The 24123-nt window shown below is 69.7% G+C and carries 23 protein-coding genes; 9 read left to right on the top strand and 14 right to left on the bottom strand.

The annotated features are described in order from the left end of the window. Positions 1 to 77: 77 nt before the first annotated feature. From ACSNN7_RS22890 to ACSNN7_RS22875, 4 genes are all read right to left on the bottom strand, one after another. Positions 78 to 2900, bottom strand: coding sequence for an AfsR/SARP family transcriptional regulator (locus tag ACSNN7_RS22890; protein WP_436683012.1), 2823 nt, complete (start codon positions 2898 to 2900; stop codon positions 78 to 80). 124 nt (positions 2901 to 3024) lie between these two features. Beyond that, positions 3025 to 3549: a sigma-70 family RNA polymerase sigma factor gene (locus ACSNN7_RS22885; protein ID WP_436683011.1), complete on the bottom strand. Its 525-nt coding sequence runs from the start codon at positions 3547 to 3549 to the stop codon at positions 3025 to 3027. 138 nt (positions 3550 to 3687) lie between these two features. After that, a complete protein-coding gene (locus ACSNN7_RS22880; RefSeq protein WP_436683010.1) occupies positions 3688 to 5562 on the bottom strand; it encodes a BTAD domain-containing putative transcriptional regulator in 1875 nt (624 codons plus the stop codon). Positions 5563 to 5667: 105 nt separating this feature from the next. Continuing rightward, positions 5668 to 6249, bottom strand: a complete 582-nt coding sequence (locus ACSNN7_RS22875; protein WP_436683009.1) for a dihydrofolate reductase family protein — start codon at positions 6247 to 6249, stop codon at positions 5668 to 5670. A gap of 197 nt (positions 6250 to 6446) precedes the next feature. Here ACSNN7_RS22875 and ACSNN7_RS22870 point away from each other — a divergent pair, with 197 nt between their 5' ends. Beyond that, positions 6447 to 7217: an alpha/beta fold hydrolase gene (locus ACSNN7_RS22870; protein WP_436683008.1), complete on the top strand. Its 771-nt coding sequence runs from the start codon at positions 6447 to 6449 to the stop codon at positions 7215 to 7217. 36 nt (positions 7218 to 7253) lie between these two features. Here ACSNN7_RS22870 and ACSNN7_RS22865 read toward each other — a convergent pair whose 3' ends face one another. After that, positions 7254 to 7778 (bottom strand): DUF421 domain-containing protein, encoded by a 525-nt coding sequence (locus tag ACSNN7_RS22865; RefSeq protein WP_436683007.1) that lies wholly within the window; start codon positions 7776 to 7778, stop codon positions 7254 to 7256. A gap of 166 nt (positions 7779 to 7944) precedes the next feature. Between ACSNN7_RS22865 and ACSNN7_RS22860 the strand changes: the two genes are divergently transcribed. The 3 genes from ACSNN7_RS22860 to ACSNN7_RS22850 all read left to right on the top strand — a co-directional run bounded on the left by ACSNN7_RS22860 (position 7945) and on the right by ACSNN7_RS22850 (position 11864). Next, the gene (locus ACSNN7_RS22860) at positions 7945 to 9384 is read left to right on the top strand and encodes a nitroreductase family protein (RefSeq protein ID WP_436683006.1); all 1440 of its coding nucleotides are present in this window, start codon (positions 7945 to 7947) and stop codon (positions 9382 to 9384) included. A gap of 121 nt (positions 9385 to 9505) precedes the next feature. Further along, complete coding sequence (locus ACSNN7_RS22855; RefSeq protein ID WP_436683005.1) at positions 9506 to 11152, top strand: glycoside hydrolase family 27 protein; 1647 nt, start codon at positions 9506 to 9508, stop codon at positions 11150 to 11152. Positions 11153 to 11417: 265 nt separating this feature from the next. Then, a complete protein-coding gene (locus ACSNN7_RS22850) occupies positions 11418 to 11864 on the top strand; it encodes an iron chaperone (RefSeq protein WP_436683004.1) in 447 nt (148 codons plus the stop codon). A gap of 92 nt (positions 11865 to 11956) precedes the next feature. Here ACSNN7_RS22850 and ACSNN7_RS22845 read toward each other — a convergent pair whose 3' ends face one another. The 3 genes from ACSNN7_RS22845 to ACSNN7_RS22835 form a co-directional block, all read right to left on the bottom strand. Then, on the bottom strand, positions 11957 to 12634 hold the full coding sequence (locus tag ACSNN7_RS22845) for a DUF1028 domain-containing protein (protein WP_436683003.1): 678 nt from the start codon (positions 12632 to 12634) through the stop codon (positions 11957 to 11959). Between the two features lie 174 nt (positions 12635 to 12808). Then, entirely contained in the window at positions 12809 to 13840 is a 1032-nt protein-coding gene (locus tag ACSNN7_RS22840; protein ID WP_436683013.1) for a Kelch repeat-containing protein, read from the bottom strand. A gap of 440 nt (positions 13841 to 14280) precedes the next feature. Further along, positions 14281 to 14634: a hypothetical protein gene (locus tag ACSNN7_RS22835; RefSeq protein WP_436683002.1), complete on the bottom strand. Its 354-nt coding sequence runs from the start codon at positions 14632 to 14634 to the stop codon at positions 14281 to 14283. A gap of 119 nt (positions 14635 to 14753) precedes the next feature. Here ACSNN7_RS22835 and ACSNN7_RS22830 point away from each other — a divergent pair, with 119 nt between their 5' ends. Then, positions 14754 to 15422: a hypothetical protein gene (locus ACSNN7_RS22830; RefSeq protein ID WP_436683001.1), complete on the top strand. Its 669-nt coding sequence runs from the start codon at positions 14754 to 14756 to the stop codon at positions 15420 to 15422. Positions 15423 to 15781: 359 nt separating this feature from the next. Here ACSNN7_RS22830 and ACSNN7_RS22825 read toward each other — a convergent pair whose 3' ends face one another. Beyond that, on the bottom strand, positions 15782 to 16363 hold the full coding sequence (locus ACSNN7_RS22825; protein ID WP_436683000.1) for a dihydrofolate reductase family protein: 582 nt from the start codon (positions 16361 to 16363) through the stop codon (positions 15782 to 15784). A gap of 66 nt (positions 16364 to 16429) precedes the next feature. After that, positions 16430 to 17275, bottom strand: coding sequence for a helix-turn-helix domain-containing protein (locus ACSNN7_RS22820; protein WP_436682999.1), 846 nt, complete (start codon positions 17273 to 17275; stop codon positions 16430 to 16432). Positions 17276 to 17964: 689 nt separating this feature from the next. Between ACSNN7_RS22820 and ACSNN7_RS22815 the strand changes: the two genes are divergently transcribed. Further along, entirely contained in the window at positions 17965 to 18825 is an 861-nt protein-coding gene (locus ACSNN7_RS22815) for a class I SAM-dependent methyltransferase (protein WP_436682998.1), read from the top strand. A 145-nt stretch (positions 18826 to 18970) separates the two neighbouring features. On the opposite strand, the gene ACSNN7_RS22810 is transcribed toward ACSNN7_RS22815, so the two are convergent. From ACSNN7_RS22810 to ACSNN7_RS22800, 3 genes are read right to left on the bottom strand one after another with little or no spacing between them, the layout of a single operon-like run. Then, positions 18971 to 19135 carry a hypothetical protein gene (locus ACSNN7_RS22810; protein WP_436682997.1) on the bottom strand — a complete coding sequence of 55 codons (165 nt, stop codon included), beginning with the start codon at positions 19133 to 19135 and terminating at the stop codon, positions 18971 to 18973. Between the two features lie 5 nt (positions 19136 to 19140). After that, complete coding sequence (locus tag ACSNN7_RS22805) at positions 19141 to 19359, bottom strand: hypothetical protein (protein WP_436682996.1); 219 nt, start codon at positions 19357 to 19359, stop codon at positions 19141 to 19143. Continuing rightward, positions 19356 to 19535 carry a hypothetical protein gene (locus tag ACSNN7_RS22800; protein WP_436682995.1) on the bottom strand — a complete coding sequence of 60 codons (180 nt, stop codon included), beginning with the start codon at positions 19533 to 19535 and terminating at the stop codon, positions 19356 to 19358. Before ACSNN7_RS22800 ends, ACSNN7_RS22805 begins: the two co-directional genes overlap by 4 nt. Before the next feature lie 270 nt (positions 19536 to 19805). On the opposite strand from ACSNN7_RS22800, the gene ACSNN7_RS22795 reads away from it, so the two are divergent. The 3 genes from ACSNN7_RS22795 to ACSNN7_RS22785 all read left to right on the top strand — a co-directional run bounded on the left by ACSNN7_RS22795 (position 19806) and on the right by ACSNN7_RS22785 (position 22661). Further along, the gene (locus tag ACSNN7_RS22795) at positions 19806 to 20933 is read left to right on the top strand and encodes a helix-turn-helix domain-containing protein (protein ID WP_436682994.1); all 1128 of its coding nucleotides are present in this window, start codon (positions 19806 to 19808) and stop codon (positions 20931 to 20933) included. Then, positions 20930 to 21508 (top strand): HD domain-containing protein, encoded by a 579-nt coding sequence (locus ACSNN7_RS22790; protein WP_436682993.1) that lies wholly within the window; start codon positions 20930 to 20932, stop codon positions 21506 to 21508. Before ACSNN7_RS22795 ends, ACSNN7_RS22790 begins: the two co-directional genes overlap by 4 nt. Before the next feature lie 490 nt (positions 21509 to 21998). After that, the gene (locus ACSNN7_RS22785) at positions 21999 to 22661 is read left to right on the top strand and encodes a DUF4145 domain-containing protein (RefSeq protein WP_436682992.1); all 663 of its coding nucleotides are present in this window, start codon (positions 21999 to 22001) and stop codon (positions 22659 to 22661) included. Positions 22662 to 22717: 56 nt separating this feature from the next. Here ACSNN7_RS22785 and ACSNN7_RS22780 read toward each other — a convergent pair whose 3' ends face one another. Further along, complete coding sequence (locus tag ACSNN7_RS22780) at positions 22718 to 23800, bottom strand: GTP pyrophosphokinase (protein WP_436682991.1); 1083 nt, start codon at positions 23798 to 23800, stop codon at positions 22718 to 22720. Positions 23801 to 24123: the final 323 nt, after the last annotated feature.

Below are 24123 nucleotides of genomic sequence, written 5' to 3'. Positions count from 1 at the left end.
GTACTCGATGATCGACGACCTGCCGCACGCGATGGCCAGCTGGCAGCAGGCGGTCGAGACCTTCCGCGGCGTCCGGGTCACCGGTGCCAGCGCAGCCGGTCCCGGATCCGCCGGGCCATCGGCGAGTCCGTCCCGTCCAGTTCGGCGAGGGCTTCGCTCCACGCCTGCCCGGCCAGGGCCGGGTCGCCGTTGGCGGAGTGGAAGTCGCCGACGCTGAGCAGCACCTCCGCGGTGTGGTGGGTGGCCCGGACGCCGCGGAAGGTCTCGACCGCCTGCTGCCAGCTGGCCATCGCGTGCGGCAGGTCGTCGATCATCGAGTACGTGTGCGCCAGCCAGGCCTGGGTGGTGCCCGTCCCGTGCAGGTCGCCGAGGGCCTCGAACTGCCGCCGCGCCTCGACGAACATGCCCAGCGCTTCGGCGTGCCGGCCGAGCCGGCCCTGCGCCCGCGCGATGACCAGCAGGGCGTTGGTGGCGCCCCGCACGTTGCCCTCGGCGCGAAAGAGCGCCCGCGCGGCCTCGGCATGCCGGATCGCCTCGTGGTAGCGCCGCTGCTCCAGCCGGATCTCGGCGATGTTGTTCTCCACGTGTCCCTGCTCGGTGCGCCGGCCGAGGCGCTCGAAGAGCGCCCGGGCGTGCTGCAGGTGTGACAGCCCGCGGTCCAGATCGGCCAGGAAGTAGCAGGCGCCGGCGAGGCTGCGGTGCAGCAGGGCCTGGACGGCGGGGTCGTCCCCGGCCGCGGCGAGGCCGGTGCTCACCGCTGCCGCCCACTGCCGGAACTGCGCGGTGTCCTGGAAGAAGTTCTGCAGGGCCAAGGCGATCTGCCAGGCGGTGCCGGGCCGGCCGCGGTCCTTGGCCCGCGCGATGATGTCGGTCAGCACCCGCTGCTCGGTGGCGAACCAGGCCATCGCGTCGGCCCGGCCGGTGAAGCCGCGCCCGGTGACCCCGCGCACGGACGGCTCGGGCTCCGGCAGCGGCACCTGCGGCTGCAAGGGCAGGTGCGCCGCGTACGCGCTGAGCTGGTAGTAGTCGTAGACCCGCTCGACGGCGGCGTCCCGCTCGGCCGCGTCGTCGTGCTCCTCCCCCAGCTCCACCGCATACGCGCGCAGCAGATCATGCATCCGCCACCGGCCGTCGCCGGGCTGCACCAGCAGCTGCGCGCCGAGCTCGGTGAGCAGGCCGCGGGCGGCGCGCAGGGACAGGCCGCCCAGGGCGGCCGCCGCTTCGGTGCTCAGCTCCCCGGTCGGGTGCAGGGGCAGCAGCCGGAAGAACCGGGCTGCCTCGGGAGTCAGGGCCCGGTAGGACCAGGAGAAGATCGCCTCCAGGTCGGCGTACCCGTCCCCGAAGCCGGTCAGCCGGCCGTCGGCCTGGGCGAGCTCGCCGGCGACCGCGGGCAGGCTGAGCCCGGGCCGGCCGACGCTGCGGGTGGCGACCAGCGCCAGGGCCAGCGGCAGCCGGCCGCACCGCGCGATGATCTCGTCGACGGCGGCCGGGTCGGCGGCCGCCGCGTCGCCGAGCCGGCGGGTGAGCAGCTCGCGGGCCTCGGCGTCGGTCAGCAGGTCGAGGTGCAGCGGGTGGGCGCCCGCCTGGCCGGCCGCGCCGGTGATCCGGCGGCGGCTGGTGGCGATGACCAGGCTGCGGCCGGTGCCGGGCAGCAGATGCCGGATCTGGTCCCAGTCGCGGCAGTTGTCGAGCAGGATCAGCATCCCGCGCTCGGCCAGGATGCTGCGGTAGAGGCCGACCTGGGCGTGCAGCTCGGCCGGGATGGCGGCCGGCGCGACGCCGAGGGACCACAGGAAGCCGCGCAGCGCCTCCGCCGGTGTCATCACCGAGTCGCCGGAGTCGAAACCGCGCAGGTCCGCGTGCAACTGCCCGTCGGGGTAGCGGGCGGCCAGCTGGTGGGCCAGGTGCACCGCGAGGGTGGTCTTCCCGACGCCGGGCATGCCGTCGATGACCAGCGCCGTGGCCGGCCGGTCGCCGGCCAGCAGCTCCTCGGCGGCGGTCAGGACGTCGCGACGGCCGGTGAAGTAGGGGTGGTCGGCCGGCAACTGCGCCGGGGGCTCGGCCCGGACCGGCTGCGACAACTCCCGCTCGGCGCGTCCGGCGCCGCGCCGCGACCTGGAGCCGTCGGCCGGGGCGTCGTGGTCGAGCAGGCTGTCCCGGGCCGCGCGCAGCTCGCCGCCCGGCTGGATGCCGAGTTCGTCGGCGAGCCGGTGCTCGATGTCGGCATAGGCCGCGAGGGCTTCGGCCCGCCGGCCGTCCGCGGCGAGGGCGAGCAGCAGCCGCGCCTGCAGTGCCTCGTCCAGCGGCTCGTACTCGGCGGCCAGTCGGAGCGCGGGCAGCACCGCGTGGACGCACCCGGCCCGCAGGGCAGCGTCGGTCGCCGCCCGGACGGCCGCGAACCGCTCGCCGTCGACCGCGACGAACTCCGGATGGGTGCGGCCGCCGGCCTGCAGGCCCGCGGCGCACCGGTCACGCCACAGCGCCAGGGCCTCCCGGTAGAGCTCGACGGCGGGCTCGCCGGAACTGCCGCCGGCCCGGGCGACCAGCCGCCGGAAACGCAGCAGGTCGAGCGACTCCCCGTCGATCCGCAGCCGGTACTCGGCGCCGTCGCGGATCAGCACCGAGCCCGCCGCCCGCGTCGGCAGGCCCGGCTCGAAGCGCCGCCGGAGCATCCCGACGTGCCGGTGCACGACGTTGACCGCGCTGGGTGGGGGGTCGGACTCCCAGAGCAGGTCGACGAGTTCGGCGACGCTGACCGCACCGCCGGCCCGGGCGAGCAGCAACGCCAGGATCAGCCGCTGCTGCCGGGTGCCCAGGTCGATCTCGGACCGGCCGCGCCAGGCCCGCACCGGGCCGAGAACGGCGAAGGAGAGCGGGCTGGTCATCTCGATGCGATCCATGAAGGGCTGGTTGCCACGATCGCCATAGCATGGCGGCAGGGCCCGCGCCGGGCGACGGGCGCGCCGCAGCAATGTGATCTTCGACTCAGTGACGGGATCGCCGACTTGGCGGGGTCGCCCCTGCTCAGGCCGCCTCGAGGCCGGTACGCAGGGCGCGCAGCGCGTAGTGGGTCCGGGACTTCACCGTGCCGATCGGCACCCCCAGCCGGCCCGCGACCTCCTCCGCTGACCGCCCGACCAGGTAGACCTCGGAGAGCAGACTGCGCTGCGCCGGGCTGAGCCGGTCGAGCGCGTACCGGATGGCGTGCGACGCCAGCGCGGTCCCGGTGGTGTCGTCACCACCGGGGATCCAGGTCATGTCGACGAGATGAACCTCGGCCGGGCGGGTGAGCCGCAGCCGGACGCCGTCGATGACGAGCCGCCGGGCGACGGCGCAGAGCCACCGGCGGGCGGCGTCGGGCTCGGCCGGCACCGAGTCGAGGTGGCGCCAGGCCCGCAGCATCGTCTCCTGGAGCAGATCCTCGGCGGTCTGCCGGTGGCCGCGGGTCAGCAGGAGCAGAAGACGCAGCACGGCGCGGGCGTGGTCCGCATGCAGCGCGGTCATGCGTTCGGCCCGGCCGGCCGGTGATTCGACGGGTGCCCGGAGCACGGCATCTCCTCCCACAGCCAGGAGCAACGGTCAATGAGGCGGAGCCTAGGGACGGCCGATGCCGATGGACTGACGCGGAAGTGCGGATCGAGTGCCGTCGCCGATCGCAACCGGTCAGGGACGCGACGTGACCGCCGGTCAGCCGGTGGGCCGGTGAGACTGCCGGCAGCGCAGCTGCGCGGCGGCGCGCTCGGCCGGGCTGTCGTGCTCCTCGCCGAGTTCGGTGGCGTAGGCCAGCAGCAGGGCGTGGGTGCGGTAGCGGCCCGGCAGGTCCTCGCTGATCAGGTGCGCGCGGCTGAGCTCGCCGATCAGCGTCCGCCCGCTGCGCAGCGGGACGCCGGCCAGGTCCGCCGCCCCGGCGACCGTGATGTCGGGGCCGGGATGGATCGGCAGCAGCCGGAAGAGCCGGGCGGCCGGGGCGGACAGTGCCTGGTACGACCAGGAGAAGACGGCACGCAGGCCGGTCTTCGGGTCGTCGCCGTCGAAGCCGTCCAGCCCGGGCGCCTGGGCCAGCTCAGCGGCGATCTGCGCCGGTGTCGTCGCCGGCGGGCTCGCCAGGCGGTTCGCCACCATGGCCAGCGCGAGCGGCAGCCGCCCGCAGGCCGCGACGATGGCGTCGATCGCGGCGGGGTCCGCCGTGACGCCCCCGGCGCCGAGCGGCTGCAGAAGCACCCTGCGTGCCTCGTCGACGGTCGGCAGGCCGACCGGCAACGGGTGGGCGCCGGCCGCGGTCAGCAGGGTGCAGAGCCGGCTGCGGCTGGTGACGATCACCAGACAGCCGGGAGTGCCCGGCAGCAGGTGCCGGATCTGCTCGGCATCCCGGCAGTTGTCGAGCAGGATCAGCACCCGCCGCCCGGCGAGGTTGCTGCGGAACATGCCGGCCTGGGCGTGCAGCTCGGCGGGAATGCCCTCCTGGGGGATCCCGAGCGAGCCGAGGAAGCCGCGCAGCGCCTCGGCCGGGCTCATCGCCGGCTCGTGCCCGTCGTATCCGCGCAGGTCGACATAGAGCTGCCCGTCCGGGTACCCGCTGGCGAACTCGTGGGCGAGGTGAACGGCGAGGGCGGTCTTGCCGATTCCGGGCATGCCGTCGACGGCGAGCACCGCCGGCCCGTCCGGGCGCGCGAGCGCCGCGCGGGCCTCGGCGACGAGGTCGTCCCGGCCGGTGAAGAAGGGCAGGTTTGGGGGGAGCTGCGCGGGCCGGGGAAGCGGCGGCGGCGGATCGGTACGCGCCGGCTGGGTGCGCTGGTGCAACAGCCGGTCGTACGCCTCCCGCAGCTCCTCGCCCGGGTCGATGCCCAGGTCGTCGGCGAGCCGGCGGCGTACCGCCCGGTACATCTCGACGGCTTCCGCCTGGCGGCCGTCGGCGGCGAGCGCCAGCAGCAACCGGCTCTGCAGCGACTCGTCGAGCGGGTGCTGCTCGGCGGCCTGCCGCAACGGCGCCAGCACCGCGCTCATCCGGCCACAGCGCTCGGCGGCGTCGGCGGCCTCGCGCACGGCCTGGGCGCGTTCGGCCTCCACGGCGAGGAAGGCGGGATGCAGCCGGGAGGCCGGTTCCAGGCCCGCGGCGCACCGGCCGCGCCACAGCCGCAACCCGTCGAGGGAATGCCGTAGCGCCGACTCCGGGTCGCCGTCCTGCAGGCTCCGACCGGCCAGCCGGCTCAGCGACCGGAACTTCAGCAGGTCGAGCGAGTCCTCGTCGGCGCGCAGCCGATAGCCCGAGAGCTCCCGGAGGATGTGCCGGCCCGTCGACCGGGTGGGCAGGCCGGGCTCGATCAGCCGCCGGAGCACCCCGACGTGCCGGTGCACGACGTTCGCGGCGCTGGCCGGGGCCTCCTCGTCCCAGAGCAGGTCGACCAGCTCGGCCAGGGTGACCGGCGACCCGGCCCGGGCCAGCAGCAACGCGAGCACCAGCCGCTGCTGGCGGGCGCCCAGATGCAGCTCGGTGCCGGCGCGGACGACCCTGACCGAGCCGAGCACCGAGAAGCCGATCGTCTCGCCCGCCTCCGCCCGCACACGGCAACGGTAACCGGCGATCCGCCGACCGCTCCTTGCGGTCCACCCGTTTCCCCAGGCCACCGACGCGCACCGGCGCGACAGCGGCCACGCCGGGACGGGCGGTCACACCGTGTCGTACCTGAGCATGAGTACGCCCGTGGTGGTCTGTGTGCAGCCGACCAGCCGCAGCCGTCTGGGCCGGTTCATCTCCCGGAACAGCCGCTTGCCGGTGCCCAGGAGGAGCGGGTGCAGGAACAGGCGGTATCCGTCGACGAGATCGTCCGCGATGAGCTGCTGGACCAGCACCCCGCTGCCCAGCACGGCGACGTCACCGTCGCCCTGTGCCTTCAGGTTCAGGACGGCCGGAACCAGCTCTCCGCCGAGCACCTCCGAGTTCGACCAGGAGAGGGTGGTCAGGGTCCGCGTGGCGACGTACTTCGGGGTCGCGTTGAGGTGCGCGGCCATCGGGTTCTCGTCGGGCTGGTTCGGCCAGTAGCCGGCCATCTTCTCGTAGGTCCTGCGGCCGAAGAGGTACGCCGTCGTCGACTTCAGTCCTTCGACCGCGGCCGCTCCCTGGTCCTCGTCGAAGAAGGGCGCGGCCCAGCCGCCATGGTCGAAGCCGCCGTCCCGGTCCTCGTCCGGCGATCCCAGCCCCTGCATGACCCCGTCAAGGGTCACGAACTCGATGACGATCAGCTTCCGCATCACCACACACCCTCCGTGTCGACGGTCGGCACCGTGCCGGCCGCTCGCCCGCTACACGAACGACGGGGAGCCGGATCGACAGCACCGCACGAATCTCGACCGCCACGCCGGCAGGTTCGAGACGAGGTTCGCCGGGTAGAAGGCGTTCCCTTGTTCGTCAGGCCGAGGTCCCTCGGCGCGGAGGTGTCGTCCGGCAGATGCGTGACGCGACGGTGGGTCCGGACGGGGCTCGGATGCGGTGGGTGGAGGTGTCCGGCGCCGAGCCGGTGCGGGTGTACCTGCACGGTCTGGGCGCCATGTCCGCGCCGTACTTCGTCCCGGTGGCCACCCGCCCCGAACTGGCCGGGCACCGGTCACTCTTCGTCGACCTGCTCGGTCACGGGCTGAGCGATCGACCGCCGGACTTCGGCTACACGCTCCAGGAGCACGCCGCCACCCTCGCCACGGCCCTGGACTCCGCCGGGGTGCGAGCGGCGGAGGTGGTGGCCCACAGCATGGGCGGCGCGGTGGCGATCGTGCTCGCCCACCACCGGCCCGACCTCGTCGCCCGGCTGGTGCTGGTCGAGGCCAACCTGGAGCCCAGCCCGGCACCGAAGGCGGGCGGCAGCGGCATCAACGCGTACACCGAGGCGGAGTTCCTGGCCGGCGGCCTTGCCGACACCCTCGACCGGGTCGGGCCGCAGTGGGCCGCCACCATGCGGCTCGCCGACCCGGTCGGCCTGCACCGCAGCGCGGTGCACCTGGTCGCGGCGACCCGGCCCACCATGCGGCACATGCTGGTGCGACTGCCGATCCCCCGCACGTTCATCCAGGGAGAGCGGGGCTCCCCGGTCCGGGACCCGGACGGCCTCACCGCCGCCGGGGTGACGGTGCTGACGGTGCCGAACGCCGGGCACAACGTCATGCTCGACAACCCGCAGGAGTTCGCCCGGCTGGCCGCCGCCAGCCTGACCGGCCGGCCCCGCTGACCGTGCACCCCTGCGGTCGGAGTCTGACGCCGGACCTCAGACGGCTCGGCGCCTGTCGCGCTTGTTGTGCGGCGCGTCGCCGGATGCGGGGATCACGCTGAACTGGCCGTCGGACTCCATGCGGACCTCGCGGACAGCGGCGACATCGTCGATGCCCTGCTGGCGGAGTTGCCCGTACAGTTCCTCCTCGGTGACGAGTTCGCGGCGCATGTTGCGGCGCAGGATCCGTCCGTCACGAACGAGCAGCAGCGGGCGTGGGTGGATGAGCCGGGCGGCGGCGGGCCAGCGGTAGGCGAGGGCGTCGAGCAGGTACGACCAGCCGATGATCACCGTGACGAGGACCAGGCCGTCGGTGATGGAGGTGTAGTCGGCGGCCATGCCGTTCTGGGCGGCGTCGGCGATCAGCACGATGACGAGCAGGTCGGTGACGCCGGTGGTGCCGCTCTCCCGTTTGAGCAGGACCCGTAGCAGGAAGAACAGCGTCAGGTAGATGACGCTGCCCCGGACGACGATCTCCAGCAACGGAGTGTCCGGGGTGAAGACCTTCGGCCAGTCGGTCACGGCGGCGGATACCCGCGCGTCGCGGGGCCAACCGTCTTCCGCGCCCGGAACAGGGCATCCATTCCTCTTCCCCGTTCCCGTGCCGGGTGGGCAGACGGCCTGTTTGCCGCCGCGGAACGCTACGGAGGCGATCGCCGCCCGACGCCCGGCCTGGCAGGATGGCCGGGTGGACCTCGACTCCGGCGCCGGGCTGCTGCACCGGCTGACGTCGTACCTGCCGGACCGCGAGTGGGACGTGCCCGTCGCGGACCCGCGCGTGCGCCGCGACCTCGTCCCGAACGACCCCGCGACCCTCCCGCCACCGATGAAGGCGTACCCGGACGGGCTGGCCGTCCTGGCGCTGCCGCGCGACCTGCCCGATTCCGCCGTCCCCGCGACCGCCGTCCTCGCGGGCGTCACGCCGGAGGCGCAGCCCCTGGACGCGGCGCAGCTCGGGCGGGTGCTCTTCCTCGGCGCCGGGGTCGTCCGCACCGCGGAACGCGACGGGCGCCGCGTGCTCTACCGCGCCTCCGGATCGGCGGGAGCGCGCTTTCCGCTGGAGGTCTACGCCAGCACCCGCGGCGTCGCCGGTGTCCCGGACGGTGTGCACTGGTACGACGCGACGCGGCACGCGCTGGTCCAGGTCGGCCCCGCCGCCACCGGAGCCGCGACGACCCTGGTGGTGACGGGTGTGCCGTGGCGGACGGGGTGGCGCTACGCCGAGCGCGGGTGGCGGCATCTCTACTGGGACGCCGGGACGCTGCTGTCGCAACTGTCGGCGGCGGCGGCGAGCGCGGGCATGGCGCCGCGGTTGCGCTCGCTCTTCCCGGACGTCGCGGTGCGGGAGCTGGTCGGGGCGGACGGCGTGCACGAGTACCCGCTCGCCCTGTTGTCCCTCGGCGACGGCGAGCCGGCGATCGGCGCCACCGGGCCGGCGGTGGCGGGTGAGCTGCCGCCGGTCGAGCTGCCGCTGTGCACCACCGCCCAGCGCGCCGGCGAGCGGGACGTGCTCGGGGCGCCCTGGCCGGACGGGCCCGCGCTGGCGGAACATCCGCCGTCGGAATCGCTGGACCAGGTCGTACGCCGGCGCGGTTCGCAGCGACGCATGGACCGGTCCCGGACGCTGCCCCGCCCGCTGTTGGAGTGGTCGCTGGCCGCGGCCCTGCGGGGCGTGCGAGTACCGCACTGGGTGGCCGTCCACGGCGTCGACGACGTGGCACCGGGCCTGTACCGCTGGCCCGACCTGGCACGGCCGCTGTGGGCGGGCGACCTGCGCGACGAGCTGCTGCGGGTCTGCCTGGACCAGTCGCTCGCCGGCGATGCCGCGTACGTCGTCATCGCGGCCACGCCGCTGTCGGCGCTCGACGACCGGGGCTACCGCGACGCCCAGCTCGCGGCCGGGCTGGTCGAGGGGCGGCTGCACCTGGCGGCATACGCCCTCGGCGCGGGCGCGTCGGGGATGACCTTCATCGACTCGGAGGTCCCGCCCCTGCTCGGGGAGCCGGACGACCTCGGGGCGTTGCTCTTCACCTGCGTGGGCGTTCCGGCGTACCGCTCGCGAGCGGGTGGCGGGCCGGGGGCTCCGGTCGAGGTGCGCCCGGTCGTGCCCCGCCTCGGACGTTCCTGAGCCACCGTCGACGTTCATTGTTGACCGTCGATGTGAGGTTCTGATAGAAAACGTTCATCCGTGTGGCAGAGTTCCCCGGTCGGCGTCCGAGGTGCTGCCCTTCTCCCGCAAGGAGATGGCAATGCATCGATCCCGATGCTGGCGCGTGCTCGCGTCGGCGCTGACCCTCCTGGCCACCGCGGCGCTCGCCGTCGCCCTGCCCGTGGCACCCGCCCCGGCGGCGCCCGGCAGCCCCGCCCAGACCCCGCCGATGGGCTGGAACTCCTGGAACACGTTCGGCTGCGACATCGACGAGGGCCTCATCCGCGGCATGGCCGACGCGATCGTCTCCTCCGGCATGCGCGACGCCGGCTACTCGTACGTCGTGATCGACGACTGCTGGTTCGATCCGCAGCGCGACGCGCAGGGCAACCTCCGCGCGAACCCCGACCGCTTCCCCAGCGGGATGAAGGCGCTCGGTGACTACCTGCACGGCAAGGACCTGAAGTTCGGCATCTACCAGGTGCCCACCGCCCGCACCTGCGCCCAGCGCGGCGGCGGCTACCCCGGCTCCACCGGCAGCCTGGGTCACGAGCGGCAGGACGCCGCCACGTTCGCCGCATGGGGCGTCGACTACCTGAAGTACGACTGGTGCTCCCCCGACGGCAGCCGGGACGAGCAGGTCGCCGCGTTCACCCTGATGCGGGACGCGCTACGCGCCACCGGGCGCGACATCGTCTACAGCATCAACCCCAACAGCTACCACGCGGTGACCGGCACCACCTACAACTGGAGCGCGATCGCCGACCTGTGGCGCACCACGGAGGACATCAAGCCCTACTGGGACACCGGCAACGTCAACTCGTACCCCATGGGCGTCGTCAACATCGTCGACGAGACGCTGCCGCTGGCCGGCCAGGCAGGCCCCGGCCACTGGAACGACCCGGACATGCTCGAGGTCGGCGTCGGTGGCCTGACCCCCACCGAGTACCGGGCGCACTTCGCGCTCTGGGCGATCATGGCCGCGCCCCTGATGGCCGGCAACGACATCCGGTCGATGTCGGCCGACGTCAGCGCGGTCCTGCGCAACGCCGACCTGATCGCGGTCAACCAGGACCCGGCCGGCCACGGCGGGCGCCGGGTACGCGACGACGGCTCGACCGAGGTCGTCGCCAAGGCCCTGGCCGACGGCTCGGTCGCCGTGGCCCTGCTCAACCGGGGCGGTGCGACCACCCGGATCGCCACCACGACCACCGAGGTGGGCCTGCTCGGCGTCGGCCCGTTCACCGTCCGGGACCTGTGGACCGGCGCGACGTCGTCGAGCACCGGGACGCTCGCCGCCGACGTGCCCGCGCACGGGGTGGCGGTCTTCCGCGTCCGGGGCGGGACTCCGGCCACCCTGACCACCTCGACGATCGTCGGTGCCGGCTCCGCACGCTGCCTCGACGTCAACGGCGCCGCGCGGACCAACGGCACCGCCACGATCATCTACGACTGCCAGCGGTCGGCGAACCAGCTCTGGACCAGCACCCCCGCCGGGGAACTGCGGGTCTACGGCGACAAGTGCCTCGACGCGTACGACCAAGGGACCACGGCCGGCACGGCGGTCATCATCTGGCCGTGCAACGGGCAACGCAACCAGAAGTGGACCTGGCGGGCCGACGGCACGATCGTCGGCGAGCAGTCCGGGCTCTGCCTCGACGTCGCCGGGGCGGCGACCACCAACACCACCAAGGTGCTGCTCTGGACCTGCCACGGCGCCGCCAACCAACGCTGGTCGCGCGGCTGAGTCACGGCCGGCGGGCGTCGCGCTCGCCGTGATCGCGGCCGGCGGGACGTCCCGCCGGCCGCGGTTGCCTGCCGCACAGGCTCAGGGGCATGTCCGCCCCCGGTGTGCGGACCGTCCCTGGCCCAGCAGCGCGCTACTCGAACGCCTCGTCCGGACCTGCGATCCGATCAGGAATCGAGAAGCGCCCGCGGTGCCGCCGGGCCTAGATTTTTCCCCAGGTAGCCGGCGCCACGCCGAGTCTCGAACGACGACAGGGAGCCCGAGAATGTCCGCGAAGACTGCCACCGTGTCCGACGGCTTCAGCGCCGAGGAGCGTGCCGCGATGAAGGAGCGCGCCGCCGAGCTGCGCGCCGAGGGCAAGAAGGGCGCCAAGAAGGCCGACGACCTGCAGGCCGTCCTGGACCGGATCGCGCAGATGACGCCGGAGGACCGGGCACTCGCCGAGCGGGTGCATGCGACGGTGACCGCCGCCGCCCCGGAACTGGCCCCGAAGACCTGGTACGGGATGCCCGCCTACGCCAACGCCGCCGGCAAGATCGTCATCTTCTTCCAGGACTCGGCCAAGTTCAACTACCGGTACTCGACCCTGGGCTTCCAGGACACGGCCAACCTCGACGACGGCGATCTGTGGCCGGTGGCGTACGCGCTGCAGAAGTGGAGCCCCGCGGTGGAGAAGAAGGTCGTCGAGCTGGTCAAGGCGGCCATCTCCTGACCGTTGCCGGCGAACCGGTGACCTCCTTGCTCACCCATCTCTGAACCGCAGCTGTTCTTCAGCCGGCTCCCGCGGGGCCGCTGGAGCGCGGGCTACCCGAGCGCCTGCCGGGCGGCCTCGCCCATGGGGTCGTCGCGGGTGGGCAGCTGCTGGATGGTCGGCAGCACTTCCTCCTGGAATACGCCGTGCAGCCGGCGCAGTTCCCACGCCGGCTGCACGGCGTCGTCGACCCACACGTCCCAGATCGGGTACGGCTGATCGCCGATCACCGTCACGGTCGCCGACCGTGCGCCGTGCCGGTCACCGCCGGTCTCCTCGCCGGCCTCGATGGCCAGCACGAGCCGCTCCGCCAGGTCGAGTTCTCGGCTGTCCTCGAAGACCCGGACGATCTCCGCGAGGGTCTCCGGGCCCACCAGGCGGTTGCCCTGCACTGCGTAACCCGGCCCGGTGTGGTGCCCCGCCCAGTCCTTCGTACGGGAGCCGGTGAAGGCGTACGCGCGGCCCTGACGGTCGACCATGCCGACCTGCCGCACCTCCCGACCCGGGTCCCGGGCCAGCAACTCCTCCAGGACGTCCTGCGGCGGGCGGCCCTCGGCGAGCAGCGGCAGGCCGTCGTAGGCCAGGAACGGATTGGGGGTGGCCTGGGTCGCCACCACACCACCGCCGAGGTGGACGTGCGCGACGAGCTTGCCGACCGCGGGTCTGGCCGTCAGGGCTCCCACCCCGAGCTGGCCCGTACGCGGACACCGCGCCGCGATCGAGAAGGTCACGGTCAGCAGTACCCGGACGCACGCCCGCCATGCCGGAGCCGAGCGGCGGAGCTGACGATCGGCCAGGCGTACCCGAGGAGCTTGACCTTCTCCGGTGTGACCTGCCGGCGAACGGGTCGAGGCAGGCTTGGTGCGAGTCAAACACCGTGGTCGCGCTCGTTGGGCTGGTTGCTGTCAGCGGCACCTGATCCAACAGGGGACCAACCGCGCGGACTCCACGGCGTCCGTGTGCCCGCCGATGGCGAACATCCTCCTGCCGCTGGTGACGAGCGCTCCCTCGCGATGGGGGATGGCGGTGCCCGTGACCGTTTTCCAGCTGTTGGTCCGGGGCGAGTACACATCGACTCGCGCGGTGTCGACGCAATCCGATGTTCCCGTGGGGGTCGTGACCAGTTCACAGCCTCCGACCGCGTAGATTCGACCATCAGGGCCTGAGGTGGCATCGACGAGGCAACGTCGGGTCGGTAGCGGCGCGGCCGTCGTCCACGTATTGGTCCGGGGCGAGTACACCTCGACCACGTCGAGGACGTTCAGCACGCCGTTTCCACAGCCACCGATCGCAAAGATTCGACCATCCGGCCCGCTCGCCACGCCCATCTCGTAGCGCGGCGTCGGCATTGGCGCTCCGGTCGTCCACCGATTCGTCTTCGGGTCGTAGATCTCAAGAGCGCTGAGCGTCCTGTAGTGGTGACCTCCGACGGCGTATATGCGGCCGTCTCGTCCAGTGGTCGCGGCGAGCAACTGACGTGGGGTTGGCATCGGCGCGACGGGCACCCAATGATTTGTGCCGGGTCTCAGCGCGAGCACCGAAGCGAGAAAAGCTTGCTCGTCACCGGGCGAGCTGCCACCGATCGCGTAGACGCGGCCGTCCCCGCCGGTCGCCGCAGCATGGCGGTACCTGCTACGCGGCAGCGGCGGACCGAACGTCCACTGTCTCGTCCTGACCGAGTACACCTCGACGACACGAGTAACGGAGGCCCCGTCGGCTCCCCCGATCGCGAAGATCGACCCATCTGGCACGGCGGCGGCCGCCAGAGCGTACCTGGCACTCGACAGCGGATCCTCCCCTCGCCAGTTGATTCTCGGCCGGACGCCTGTGCCCGCTGCACTGGCGGTTGGCGCGAGCGCTTGAGCCAACGCGAGGACAATTCCGATACACAATATTCGACGTGGTGTGCCTCGCCGAAAAATGCGAATTGCTGTCATGACCATCGGCCCCTTCTCATTCGACCGGGCCATTTGTACCTGTCGAGCAATGTAGCATCCGGAAATGCGGCCGGCCTGGGCCGAAAAAACGTCACGAAGCGGCTCAGTGCCCGAGAGCTTCTTTCACGCCTTCCTCAAGGCCCGGCAAGCTCGATAAGTGACCTGTTCGGCGTGAACTCTCGACGGCCTGCAGGGCCCAGCGGCGGCCCGAGCGGGGCTTGCTGGTCGCTGCCCCGAGCCTACGATCATGCGCGTGGAGGGTCTCCTCGCCGGCGGCGCGCTGCTCTGTGGTGGGTTCGGTTGCCTGCTGCTGCTCTGCGCGGTCGCAGCGATGTGGGCAGCTTGGCTGCCGGACAAGCGGCGGTGATGGCCCGTAGCGCTGTGGCGTTAGAGCGGAACTCGACCGGATTCCGTGTCGGGCAACGTCACGCGGCGCTGGGTCAGCGACGTCCCAACCAGTCCGGTCGCGGCGGTGGCGGAACCCGCACCGGCCCGCGCCGGTCACGTATGTAGGTGACGTAATCCACGAAGTGGCGGCGCCGACCCAGGAAGTGCGGATAGTGGTCGAAATGCCACCGGCAGCCGTCGATGAATTCTGCGTGGCCCGCCAGACCGAGGCGATCACAGACGCCGGCGAACTCGTCCAAGCCGTCCAGCATCTCGGCGCACTGCTCCGGCGTCGCGCCGTCAACACCCCACAGCACACCGGCGGGAAGCTCATGAACCGCGTACTCGAGCCACTGGCGGTCGCGGACGTAGCGGGTTCGATCGTGGGACTGCTGGTGGGATGCCACGCCGTATTCTTGCCCGCCGACGTCGGCCTGGCACCCGCCTTTGCAGCAACCCCCGTGAGGCATCCGGTGGAGCTCGACGCACGGCGGGCGCTGTCGGTGGCCGCCGCTATGGTGCCGCCATGACGATCAACGACGGGTGGATCTCGTTCGATCTAGGCAGGTTCCGCAGCCACGAAGTCGATTTCGCCACGTACAGCGGGAGCCCCCGCACCGCGCTGCCGGCGCTTCCCCTCGGACATCCAGGCGGTCTGCACAGCTGGATGCGGGAACTGGTGCCACTCAATGAGCGCGCTGCCGGTCAGTACGGCCTGGACACGCTGACCCATGGCAGGCCCGTGTTCGGGCATGAGGCAGCCCTGCCGGAGCAGTTCGTCGCGTTCATGGCTGATCCGGTGCTACGCGACTCGGTGCCGACCTGTACGTCGTGTTACTGGGCTTCGGATCTTCCGCTGGCCCCGAGCCCTGTCCACCATGGGGCGCAGCTGGTGCGATTCCTCAACGACCAGCAGGGTTGCCTGTTCTGGTATCTGCACCTGCTCCCGGACGGCCGTCACGAGGTCGTGTGCGGCGGTGAGGCGTACGACCTGCGGGTGAACCCCCAGGAGGAGCCGCATGAAGACCTCGTGCGCGTGGCCGAGGACTTCGACCAGTTCATTGCCCGGTTCTGGATCGAGAACCTTGCCTGGTACGAGGTGGTGGGCCAGGAGCGATCCGATGAGGAACTCTCCGAACCGGTCTGGGAGTACGTGCGCCAGTACTCGTCCACGCACCGGTCGGTCGTTGGGTAGCGCGCCCGCGTCGTGGCTACTTGCTGTCAGCGCTGCTGCCGCCACACGGTTTAGAAAGGGGTGTAGCGCCTGTTGGGCAGGCCCCGCCCTACCAGGACATACACCCGAGGGCTTCCCAGCACAGCCCTTGACCATTCCGCGCATGTTCCGGATCTTGCTTGCCGCGCTCGAGGTCTATGGAATGCCAGCAAGGCGGTTCACTCGGTCGCTGGCTCGCTCAAGGTCCCGCAAGCATGGCTTCTGTACGCGGCCGACGCGCGCCCAGGCGGGGGTGCGTGCGGCCCGTTCAGAGCCGCCTTGGAGACGTACAGAAACTCTGACTCACTTCGCCGGCAGCCCGGTGTGGACGCTCAGATCGGTCAACGGCGCACCCGATAGCGCAGGTGAAGCACCCGATTGCCCTGAATCACCACGTCAGGATCCTCCAACAGGTGCTGCGCGTGGACCGACCCGAAGTAGCGCTTGCCGGACCCGAACACGACGGGTACGACGTCCATGCGCACCTCGTCGACCAGGCCTGCGGCAAGCACCTGGCCACCGACCTCGCCAGCGGCGACCTCGACCATGCGGTCACCCGCAAGCTCCTGCGCCTTGGCCACGGCTGCCTCGACGCCGTCGACGAAGTGGAAGTGCGCCTCGGGGTTCCAGCCCTCGGGCTGCGGCCGGTGCGTCACGACGACCACATGGTCGACCCCGCCCGGAGGCTGCCCGTCCCAGCCGTCCGTGATGTCGAAGACGTGGCGGCCGACGATTGTCGCCCCGATCTGGTCCCAGTACGGCCGGGTGTAGTCGTAAGACGTCTGCGACACCTTCAACTCGCCGCTCTCGTCCAACGGCACGTCACCGCTGGACAACCAGTCGAACAGCGGTCCGGGCTGGTCATTCTCGTCCGCGACGAAGCCGTCCACCGACACCGAGCTGTACATGACTACTTTGCCCATGGGGCGCTCCTCTGCTTCGGGATGCCCCCATCTTGGCGTGTCGTGAGCTGTCGCTCTTGTAAGAAATCAATCGGCCGGCAGCGGCCAGCTGTCCAGCACGTGGCCGGGATACTCGCGCAGGAACTGCCGCCGGACTTCGACGTACCGGGTCGGCGTGAGCCCGGTGAACGCCCGGAACTCGTGGCCGAAGTGGGCCTGGTCGAAGTAGCCTGCGCGACCGGCGAGGTCGCCCCAGTCGATCGGTTCGGCGGGGTTGATCGAGAATACGGTGGCGGCGAAGCGGTAGGTGCGGGCCAGCCGCTTCGGCGTGACGCCGATGAGTTCCTTGAACCGCTGTGCCAGATGAGTGCTGCTGACACCGGCTGCCACCCTCAGGTCGCCGATCGCCACCGCTCCGCTGGTCGCCGCGATGACGCTGCTCGTTTGGCGGACCAGCCTTAGGCCGGCGGTCTCGCACAGCCGTCGTGTCAGCTCCTCCTCGAGCAGCGTCAGCATCTCGTGCGGTCCGTCCGCCGTGGCCAGCCGGTCTCGCAGCTCAGCAATGGCGCGCCGGCCCCACACCTGCTCTACCGTCACCGGCCGGTCACACAGCTCGGCCGCGGGCATCGGCAGGAACGGCGCCAGCCCCCACGGCTTGAAGTGCACGCCGACGGACCGGGTCCGGAGTGGGTAGCCGAACTCGAACGCGCGGGTGGGCATGGTGACCACGCAGCCGTCGGCGTAATCGGTCGGCTCGATGGCGGTGCCGGCGCGGATGCGGAACGGCGGCCCGAGGTTGACGATGAGCAACGCCGCCGGCATCGGCGGTAGCGTCAGCCGGGCGTACGGCGGCGCACCCTCCAGGTAGTAAAGGTCGTCGATCAGCCCGTCCAGCGGCGGTCGCGGCACTCTGGACACGTACTCCACGCCCACAGCATCGCCGACGGCCCGCCGGCATCGCGAGCCGGGAATGGTCGAGCCGCGCTGCCGCCAGCATCGAGGCGGCGCCGATCCCGGACGCCTCGCCATCCGATCCCTGAAGGGCCCGCTGGCGGAAGATCATCGACTCGCGAGGAAAGGATCTTGACAACGACAGCCGGACCTCGATTTGGAGGGACCACTTCGATGAGGCGGCGACGCCAACGCGAGCGGAGAGCCCTCGGGCAGCCGAAGCAACCTAGCGGGCCAGCTGAGGGCACGGTGCCGTCGAAGCGGGCGAACCGGCCGTGCGAACGTTGCGGCGAAGGCTGCCGGACGAACAAACCCGTTGACGGGTGGGTGTGCGCCAACCACGTCCATGAGCTTGACCGGTACATCATGATTCGCACGGCTCTGACCGGTGGCACCGCGAAGGACGCGTACGAGACCGCCAAACGACGGGGCGAACTTCCTCCGCCAGGTCCGCGTGGTCCAGGTGCCAATGTCCGCAAGCCGTCGTTGCCGCTGGGAGACACGGTTCAGGAAGGCAGTTGCGCTGCAAGCTGCAATGGCACTCTGAGCAGCGGAAGCGCTCGTTGCCCGTCACCTACGATCCTTGATGGTTCCGCGCATAGTCCGGATCTGGCCCGCTGTCGCTGTGTGACGGGCCAGTGCGGTGCTCGGGCCGACATTATCGTGACCCGATGACGACCGACAGGTGGGCACAGTGGTTGTTGACGCGCCGAGACGGCGGCAGCGCCACCCTGCGCGCCCGGTACGCCTCAGACCTGGCGTGGTTCCGCGACGGCGTCCTCGACCGAGCCGACCTGAAACCCGATGACGTCCTCCTCGACGTCGGATGCGGCACCGGATTGATTGGGTTCGGTGCGCTCGACCGTCTCGGCCCGGACGGCCGTGTCATCTTCAGCGACGTGTCGCAGGACCTGCTCGACCAGTGCCGGCGGATCGCCGACGGCGATGAGCGGTGCAGCTTCGTACAGTCGCCGGCCGAGGACCTCGCCGGCGTTGCGGATGCCTCCGTCGACGTCGTCACCACCCGCTCAGTGCTCATCTACTCCGACCGCAAAGCCACCGCGTTCGCGGAGTTCTTCCGAGTGCTGCGACCAGGCGGAAGGCTCTCCCTCTTCGAGCCCATCAACCGCTTCCAGCTGCAGCACCGCCCCGACGAACTGTTCGGCCTGGGCGGCTCCCCCGTCGACGACCTGATCGCCAAGGTCGGCAACGTGTACCGGGGACGCCCACAGCCGATGTTCGACTTCGACGAACGCGACCTCATGACTTGGGCAGAGACTTCGGGCTTCGAGGCGGTGGAGCTCGACTACCGCGCCCAGCTCGACGTACCCGACGAGCCGATCAGCGACTGGGACGCGCTCAAGCGGGCCGCCCCCAACCCCCTGGTCCCGACGTACGGCGAAGCCATCGCCGCCGCGCTGACCAACGACGAGCGCGAGCGCCTCGATGCGCACATGACTTCCCTGGCAGCCGCCAGGACGCCTACCCGCCGCACTACAGCCATAGCGTTCCTACGCGCGCTGCGGCCCTGAGGTCCAGGTCCAGAATTGTCCGCTCCTGCTCGCCGGCTTGGCTGCCTGCTTGCTGAGCGGGACCAAGGTCAGACGGCCTGCTAGCGCACCTCTCCGCTCGGTTCGGCTGGCCTTGTTGCTGTACTTCGCTGCTGTACTGCTGGCGTCAGACGAGGCGCTGTATGCGGACCTTCGGGCGCTCGTTACGCAGGTGGCCGTGCTTGTGCTGGCGCACCTGCTCGTCCCAGACCTCCTGGTCGTAGTCCGGGTCCGGCGGGATCCACCGGTGGGAGCCGTCGCTGTAGTGGAATCTCTCGTCCCCAGGTCGCAAGATGCTCAGCGCAGCCAGCCGAGGAAGCGTTGGTGCAGCACCCCCGCCGGCACCCAGGTCAGGTCTTCGGAGGCGCGCACCAGTTGAGCACCCAGGTAGAGAGCCAGGGATATCGGAGCGCCGTCGAACTCCGCGCGCAGCTCTCGCTGACGGGTCCGGCAGGGCCAGGGTGCGTCGCAGCCGGCGCAGCTCCAGATGGGCAGCACCGGTCCGTGCGTGGTCATGCGCAGCCTCCGAGCAGCGCCGCCGTCAGCGACCGCGCCTGGCGGCTGGTCGCCCACTCGACCTGCCAGCACGGGTACGGCGTGAGCCGCGACCACCAGCCCCGGCAGCCGGTGCACAGGCCGTCCTCGCCCGGCAGATGTACGACGAGGATCCGCTGCTCCGCCTCGTTGCTCACTGCTCCTCCTGGGCGGGCCAGTGCTTTCGGTTGATCGGGGTGCGGTGTCGGCTGCGACAGGGCAGGTCGACGCCGCAGCGGCAGATCCAGCGCCACTTCCGCCATGACCATGCCGGGCGGTGTCGCCGGGCCATGGTCATGGCGACGGCGATCAGGTACTGGTGGCGGCGGTTCGACTCACCCGTAGTACGAGTGAGCAGGCCATATGTACTGCCGCAGTGCTGGTTTCACGGCGGGAACGTCGACCACCGGTCAACGTAGGGATGACGCGTGGCAGGTCGTGGACGATCAGCACTACAGCGCGGCGAGGTAACCGGCTACCTGCTCAAGCTGATCCGTGAGTCCATCCCGCTGACGCAAGAGCAGCTCGCCGTCGACCTGGGCGTCGACCGCGTGACCGTACAGAGCTGGGAAACCGGGCGCCGGCCATTCACCGCAGTGCCGCTCGGGCAAGTGATCGCCGTCCGGAACCGGCTCAGACGGCTCGGCGCGAACGCAGCCCTGCTCGCCGCGCTCGACGACACCGCCGAGGCAGACTTCATCCTCGCCGCAGTCCTCGACGATCAGGTGGACAGCTGCGACGTCGCTGAACAACCGCTGGGCTGGTCCGTACTCACCCACCGCCTGACCGATCTGATCCTCTGGGCCGTCCTCGGGCAGACACCGACCTTCGCCAGAGGGCTACCTATCGCCCATCCCCGGCGAGGCCCGGTCGCATCCGGGCCGGCCCTGCCCGTCGATGAGCAACGCACGTTCTTCGCTCGCCTTCACGTGCTCGCCGAACGCGCAGCCGCCGGACGGGATCCGAACGTGCTGCTGCACCGGCAAGCCTGCTTCCTCGCCGGCATGGACCCCACCAGGGCGGCGGCGGGATGGCTCACCCAGACCACCGCCCGCGCCCGCCGGATGACCACCTTCCACACCTGGTCACCTCTGTGGCCCGACGCCCGCTCCGTCGTCACGTCCCTCGCCAACCAGGGCGACCCCGAACCGCTGCGAGACTTCATCGCCCGGGCACACCCGGACGACGCCTGCGAGCGAGCGGCCCTCAACTACTCGGCCTACTGGGTAGGCGAAATCCCGTACCGGCACCGCGACGACTGCTTCATGCCCGGGACGCTCGCCGACTGGCATGGCTCAATCCTTCTTCGGCACCTAATTGAGCGCCTGGACCCAGCGCATCCCTTCGTCGACCTCAACATCCACAACGTCTGGGCTCTACTGGCCGCACGACGCGGCCTCGCCCTCGACAACCCCGCCGCGACCCGGTCACTCCTCGACCGCAGTGTCCCTCTCCTGGACAGTGACCGGATCTCCGCCCAGTCGCGGCAGGAACTAACCTCTATCGTCTACAGCCTGCGGGCGGACGGACTCACCGGCACAGGGACGGGCAGATGAGCGACGACCACGACGCCGCCGGAGCAATGAGCTTCATCTTCGAAGCCGGCGTACTCAAACGCGCCGCCCGCACCGGCTGGTGGTTCGCCGGCGTCAAGCACCCCGAGTCCATCGCCGAACACTCCTTCCGGACCGCGCTCATCGGAATGATGCTCGCCGCCATGGAAGGCGCCGACCCGGCCCGGGTGTCGATGCTGTGCCTCCTGCACGACACCCAGGAAACCCGGATCACCGACATCCCTCACATCGCCAAGCGCTACCTCACCGCCGTACCCAACACCGCCGTCACCGCTGACCAGGTCGCCGACTGCCCACCGGCCGTCGCCGACGTCATCACCGCCGCCGTCGCTGAGTACGAAGCTGGCGAGACACCAGAAGCCATCGTCGCTCGCGACGCCGACAAACTGGAATGCCTCGTCCAAGCCGTCGAGTACCGGCACCAGGGCATCGACAACGTGCAGCGCTGGATCGACAGCTCACGAGCGGCACTCAAGACCGTGAGTGCCCACCGCCTCGCCGACGCCGCCCTCAGCGGACAGCCCCTCGCATGGCTCAGTCCCCCGCAGTCGAAGTGAGAAGTAGCCAGTCGATTCGGTGCTGCACAGAGCTACTGCAGGACGGCAAAGAGGCGACCTCCCGTTCCCGGAAAGTGGCCTGCGGCCTGCGTGGGGAACACTGGGATCGAACCCGTGATCTCTTCGGTGTGAACGTGAATCCCACCTATCGGCGCGCTTCAACCGATGCCGGACGGTGTCGTCGCACGCACCATGGTCGACATCGAAGGTCGTTTCGTGGTGGATGACATCGCGCCTCTTGCTGACTTCTTGCTGAGGAGCGAACCAAGCGTCCTGCCTTCGGCGGATCTCTCGCTGACTTCTCCCTGAAGGCACGGGCCGAGCTGGGCGCCGGCCAGGCCAGCCCGTTTGGTGCCAACGCTACCCCTACCAGCGACTAGGCCTGCGCCTGAAGCCTCGTAGTGCGAGCCGCGAACATCTTTGAGGGGTGTCAGCGCCTACATAGACGAGAGAGCTAGTCACGGCGTCGGTTCCCTGGAATGATCGCAACATGCCTGACGTGGAGACATCGACTCCAGTACAGTCGACCCAGAGAGTCATGATCTGTCCGCATTGCGAATGCCCGGCAATCCAGGAAGTCAAGGGTGTCGTAGTCGTTCCCAAAGACGACCCTGAAGACCACGATTCGCCGGACTTCGAGTACACGCTACTGCGATGCACGGACTGCCGCGAGGCTTCGTTGCAGGTACGCGAACTATGGTTCTTCGCATCACTTAATGAAGTGACAAAGTTCGCCTACCCCGCTCAACGTCAACTGAGTCTCGACGTACCAACCGAACTCCGTCGAGAGTTCGAAGAAGCTAGGACCTGCTTTGAGGCTAAGGCTTATACGGCAGCAGTAGTTATGGTTCGTCGAACGCTTGAAGGAATCGGCGTCGATAATGAGATCACCGAACGACCATTGGCGCGACAAATCGAGAGAATGAAGTCTGAAGGGCTAATCGATCAAAGCATTGCCGAATGGGCTGACAGTCTCCGCGTTTTGGGAAATCAAGGCGCCCATTATACTGGCAGGCAAGTTAGCCGCGAAGACGCTAACGACGCAATTGACTTCGCTGAAGCACTCTTAGACCACATCTACGTCTACAAGAAGCGGTTCGAAGAATTTAAGAAGCGAAATGTGGCCAAGTCGACTCCACCAATCACCACCTAACGACTGTCACGCTGGACGATGTTTCAGCCCCTAGCGAGCAAGCTTCCTGGATAGATTCAGCTTGGGTCCCCTTCTCGCTGTTTGATCATTTCCGGCTGCCCGGGCTGCTGAATACCAAGAATATAGTCGCGATCGCTTGAAGCTATATGGTCGAGAGAACAAAAAACTCCGAGCAGCATTAGCGCGCCGTTGACGGACTGGAACGCCTCTCGGTTATCCAGAGCCACAAGGAACCGGTCGTAGTATTCACGCAGATCCGCTGTGTTGATGAAGTCTTCCAGCTCGCCCAAGGTCTGGATGCGGGCCATGGCTGCGCCCCTGGCAAGTGCTAGTAGAATTTCATCAGCGACGCGCTCACCTACGCGGATCTTTACCCCTAGGGCTTCACACGCATCGCTGATGGGCCTTTGGGGAAGCTTAGGCCAGTGGGACCTCAAGGAATAGATATCAATGGGAAGCGAGCGCCAATTCTGCTCTTCGGCATAGTGCCGCTTCAGCAGACCGACGCTCTGCCTGTATCGCTCAAAGCTGTCGTCGGCACTCTCAAGCAGAGCGGCAACTTTAAACAGGTCGCGCCTAAGGTCTTGAGGAATATCTGATTCTGACTTGTAATCGAGGCTATGGCTTATTGACGCCCAGGCATGTTGCAGGATGGTACGGATCTGCACTTCCGCACGGAGACCCTCCGAGTCGGTCCACTCTGTGAGGCGAGAGCGCCTATTAGAAAGCGCGACTACCATGTGGTGACTGCGATATCCGAAGCTATCCGGCGATGAATAGTCATGTGTGAATGACTCAATAACCAAGAACTCACGGGATAGCATCTCGGCGACCTGCGCAACCTCGCTTGAGTATCGCACTATGATACGGACGCCGGCCAAATCCGGTATGTCGTCCAGGGTTGCATAACCCCGCTTCCGTTTGAGCTTTTCCGCCAAGTTGGAAACTTCTTTCGCCCGAGACTCAACCGTGGCCGAGAAGCCGGAGTTCTCGCACAGGCGCTGCACAAGCAAGCGCATGGAGTCGCAGAATGCGACATATCTGGGCCGGGCTAGAGAAAAGGAGTCAATCAAGGACTGATCCCGCTCTTCGTCGACGTTTGCTGCCATCCGCGCTACATCAGACTTGATATCTTCCACAAATCCTCCGGTTGACTGCACGGCGGCCTAGGTACTACTGCTCTACAAACGACAGAGCCTCAAGTCTATGCGGAAACGGTCCATGCTGGTGTCATCCCGTCTGCCGCCGACCCACACTCCGTGGAGCGGGCCAGGGCCAGGGTGACAAGGTGGAGCGCCGTACCGGACGTACGACCTTGTCACCCTGGCCCTGGTCTGCTCGGCTTGCCTGGGTCGGTGGCTGACGGGATGGCATCCCACCTCAGCCACCCACGACCGAAACCGTTCGGCAACTCCATCCTGGAGTCGTCTGGCCCCCGCCGGAGGCAGCTCTTACCCCAGCC

This window comes from Micromonospora sp. URMC 105 (genome assembly GCF_051386295.1).
Lineage (GTDB): Bacteria > Actinomycetota > Actinomycetes > Mycobacteriales > Micromonosporaceae > Micromonospora.
This window is presented reverse-complemented; position numbering and strand designations above follow the sequence as displayed.

Excerpts from the sequence above, each read along its gene's own strand:
- ACSNN7_RS22890 (WP_436683012.1), bottom strand. The coding sequence starts at position 2,900 with ATGGATCGCATCGAGATGACCAGCCCGCTCTCCTTCGCCGTTCTCGGC.
- ACSNN7_RS22870 (WP_436683008.1), top strand. The coding sequence starts at position 6,447 with ATGCGTGACGCGACGGTGGGTCCGGACGGGGCTCGGATGCGGTGGGTG.
- ACSNN7_RS22790 (WP_436682993.1), top strand. The coding sequence starts at position 20,930 with ATGAGCGACGACCACGACGCCGCCGGAGCAATGAGCTTCATCTTCGAA.
- ACSNN7_RS22830 (WP_436683001.1), top strand. The coding sequence starts at position 14,754 with ATGACGATCAACGACGGGTGGATCTCGTTCGATCTAGGCAGGTTCCGC.
- ACSNN7_RS22785 (WP_436682992.1), top strand. The coding sequence starts at position 21,999 with ATGCCTGACGTGGAGACATCGACTCCAGTACAGTCGACCCAGAGAGTC.
- ACSNN7_RS22855 (WP_436683005.1), top strand. The coding sequence starts at position 9,506 with ATGCATCGATCCCGATGCTGGCGCGTGCTCGCGTCGGCGCTGACCCTC.
- ACSNN7_RS22805 (WP_436682996.1), bottom strand. The coding sequence starts at position 19,359 with ATGACCACGCACGGACCGGTGCTGCCCATCTGGAGCTGCGCCGGCTGC.
- ACSNN7_RS22875 (WP_436683009.1), bottom strand. The coding sequence starts at position 6,249 with ATGCGGAAGCTGATCGTCATCGAGTTCGTGACCCTTGACGGGGTCATG.
- ACSNN7_RS22825 (WP_436683000.1), bottom strand. The coding sequence starts at position 16,363 with ATGGGCAAAGTAGTCATGTACAGCTCGGTGTCGGTGGACGGCTTCGTC.
- ACSNN7_RS22850 (WP_436683004.1), top strand. The coding sequence starts at position 11,418 with ATGTCCGCGAAGACTGCCACCGTGTCCGACGGCTTCAGCGCCGAGGAG.
- ACSNN7_RS22840 (WP_436683013.1), bottom strand. The coding sequence starts at position 13,840 with ATGACAGCAATTCGCATTTTTCGGCGAGGCACACCACGTCGAATATTG.
- ACSNN7_RS22815 (WP_436682998.1), top strand. The coding sequence starts at position 17,965 with ATGACGACCGACAGGTGGGCACAGTGGTTGTTGACGCGCCGAGACGGC.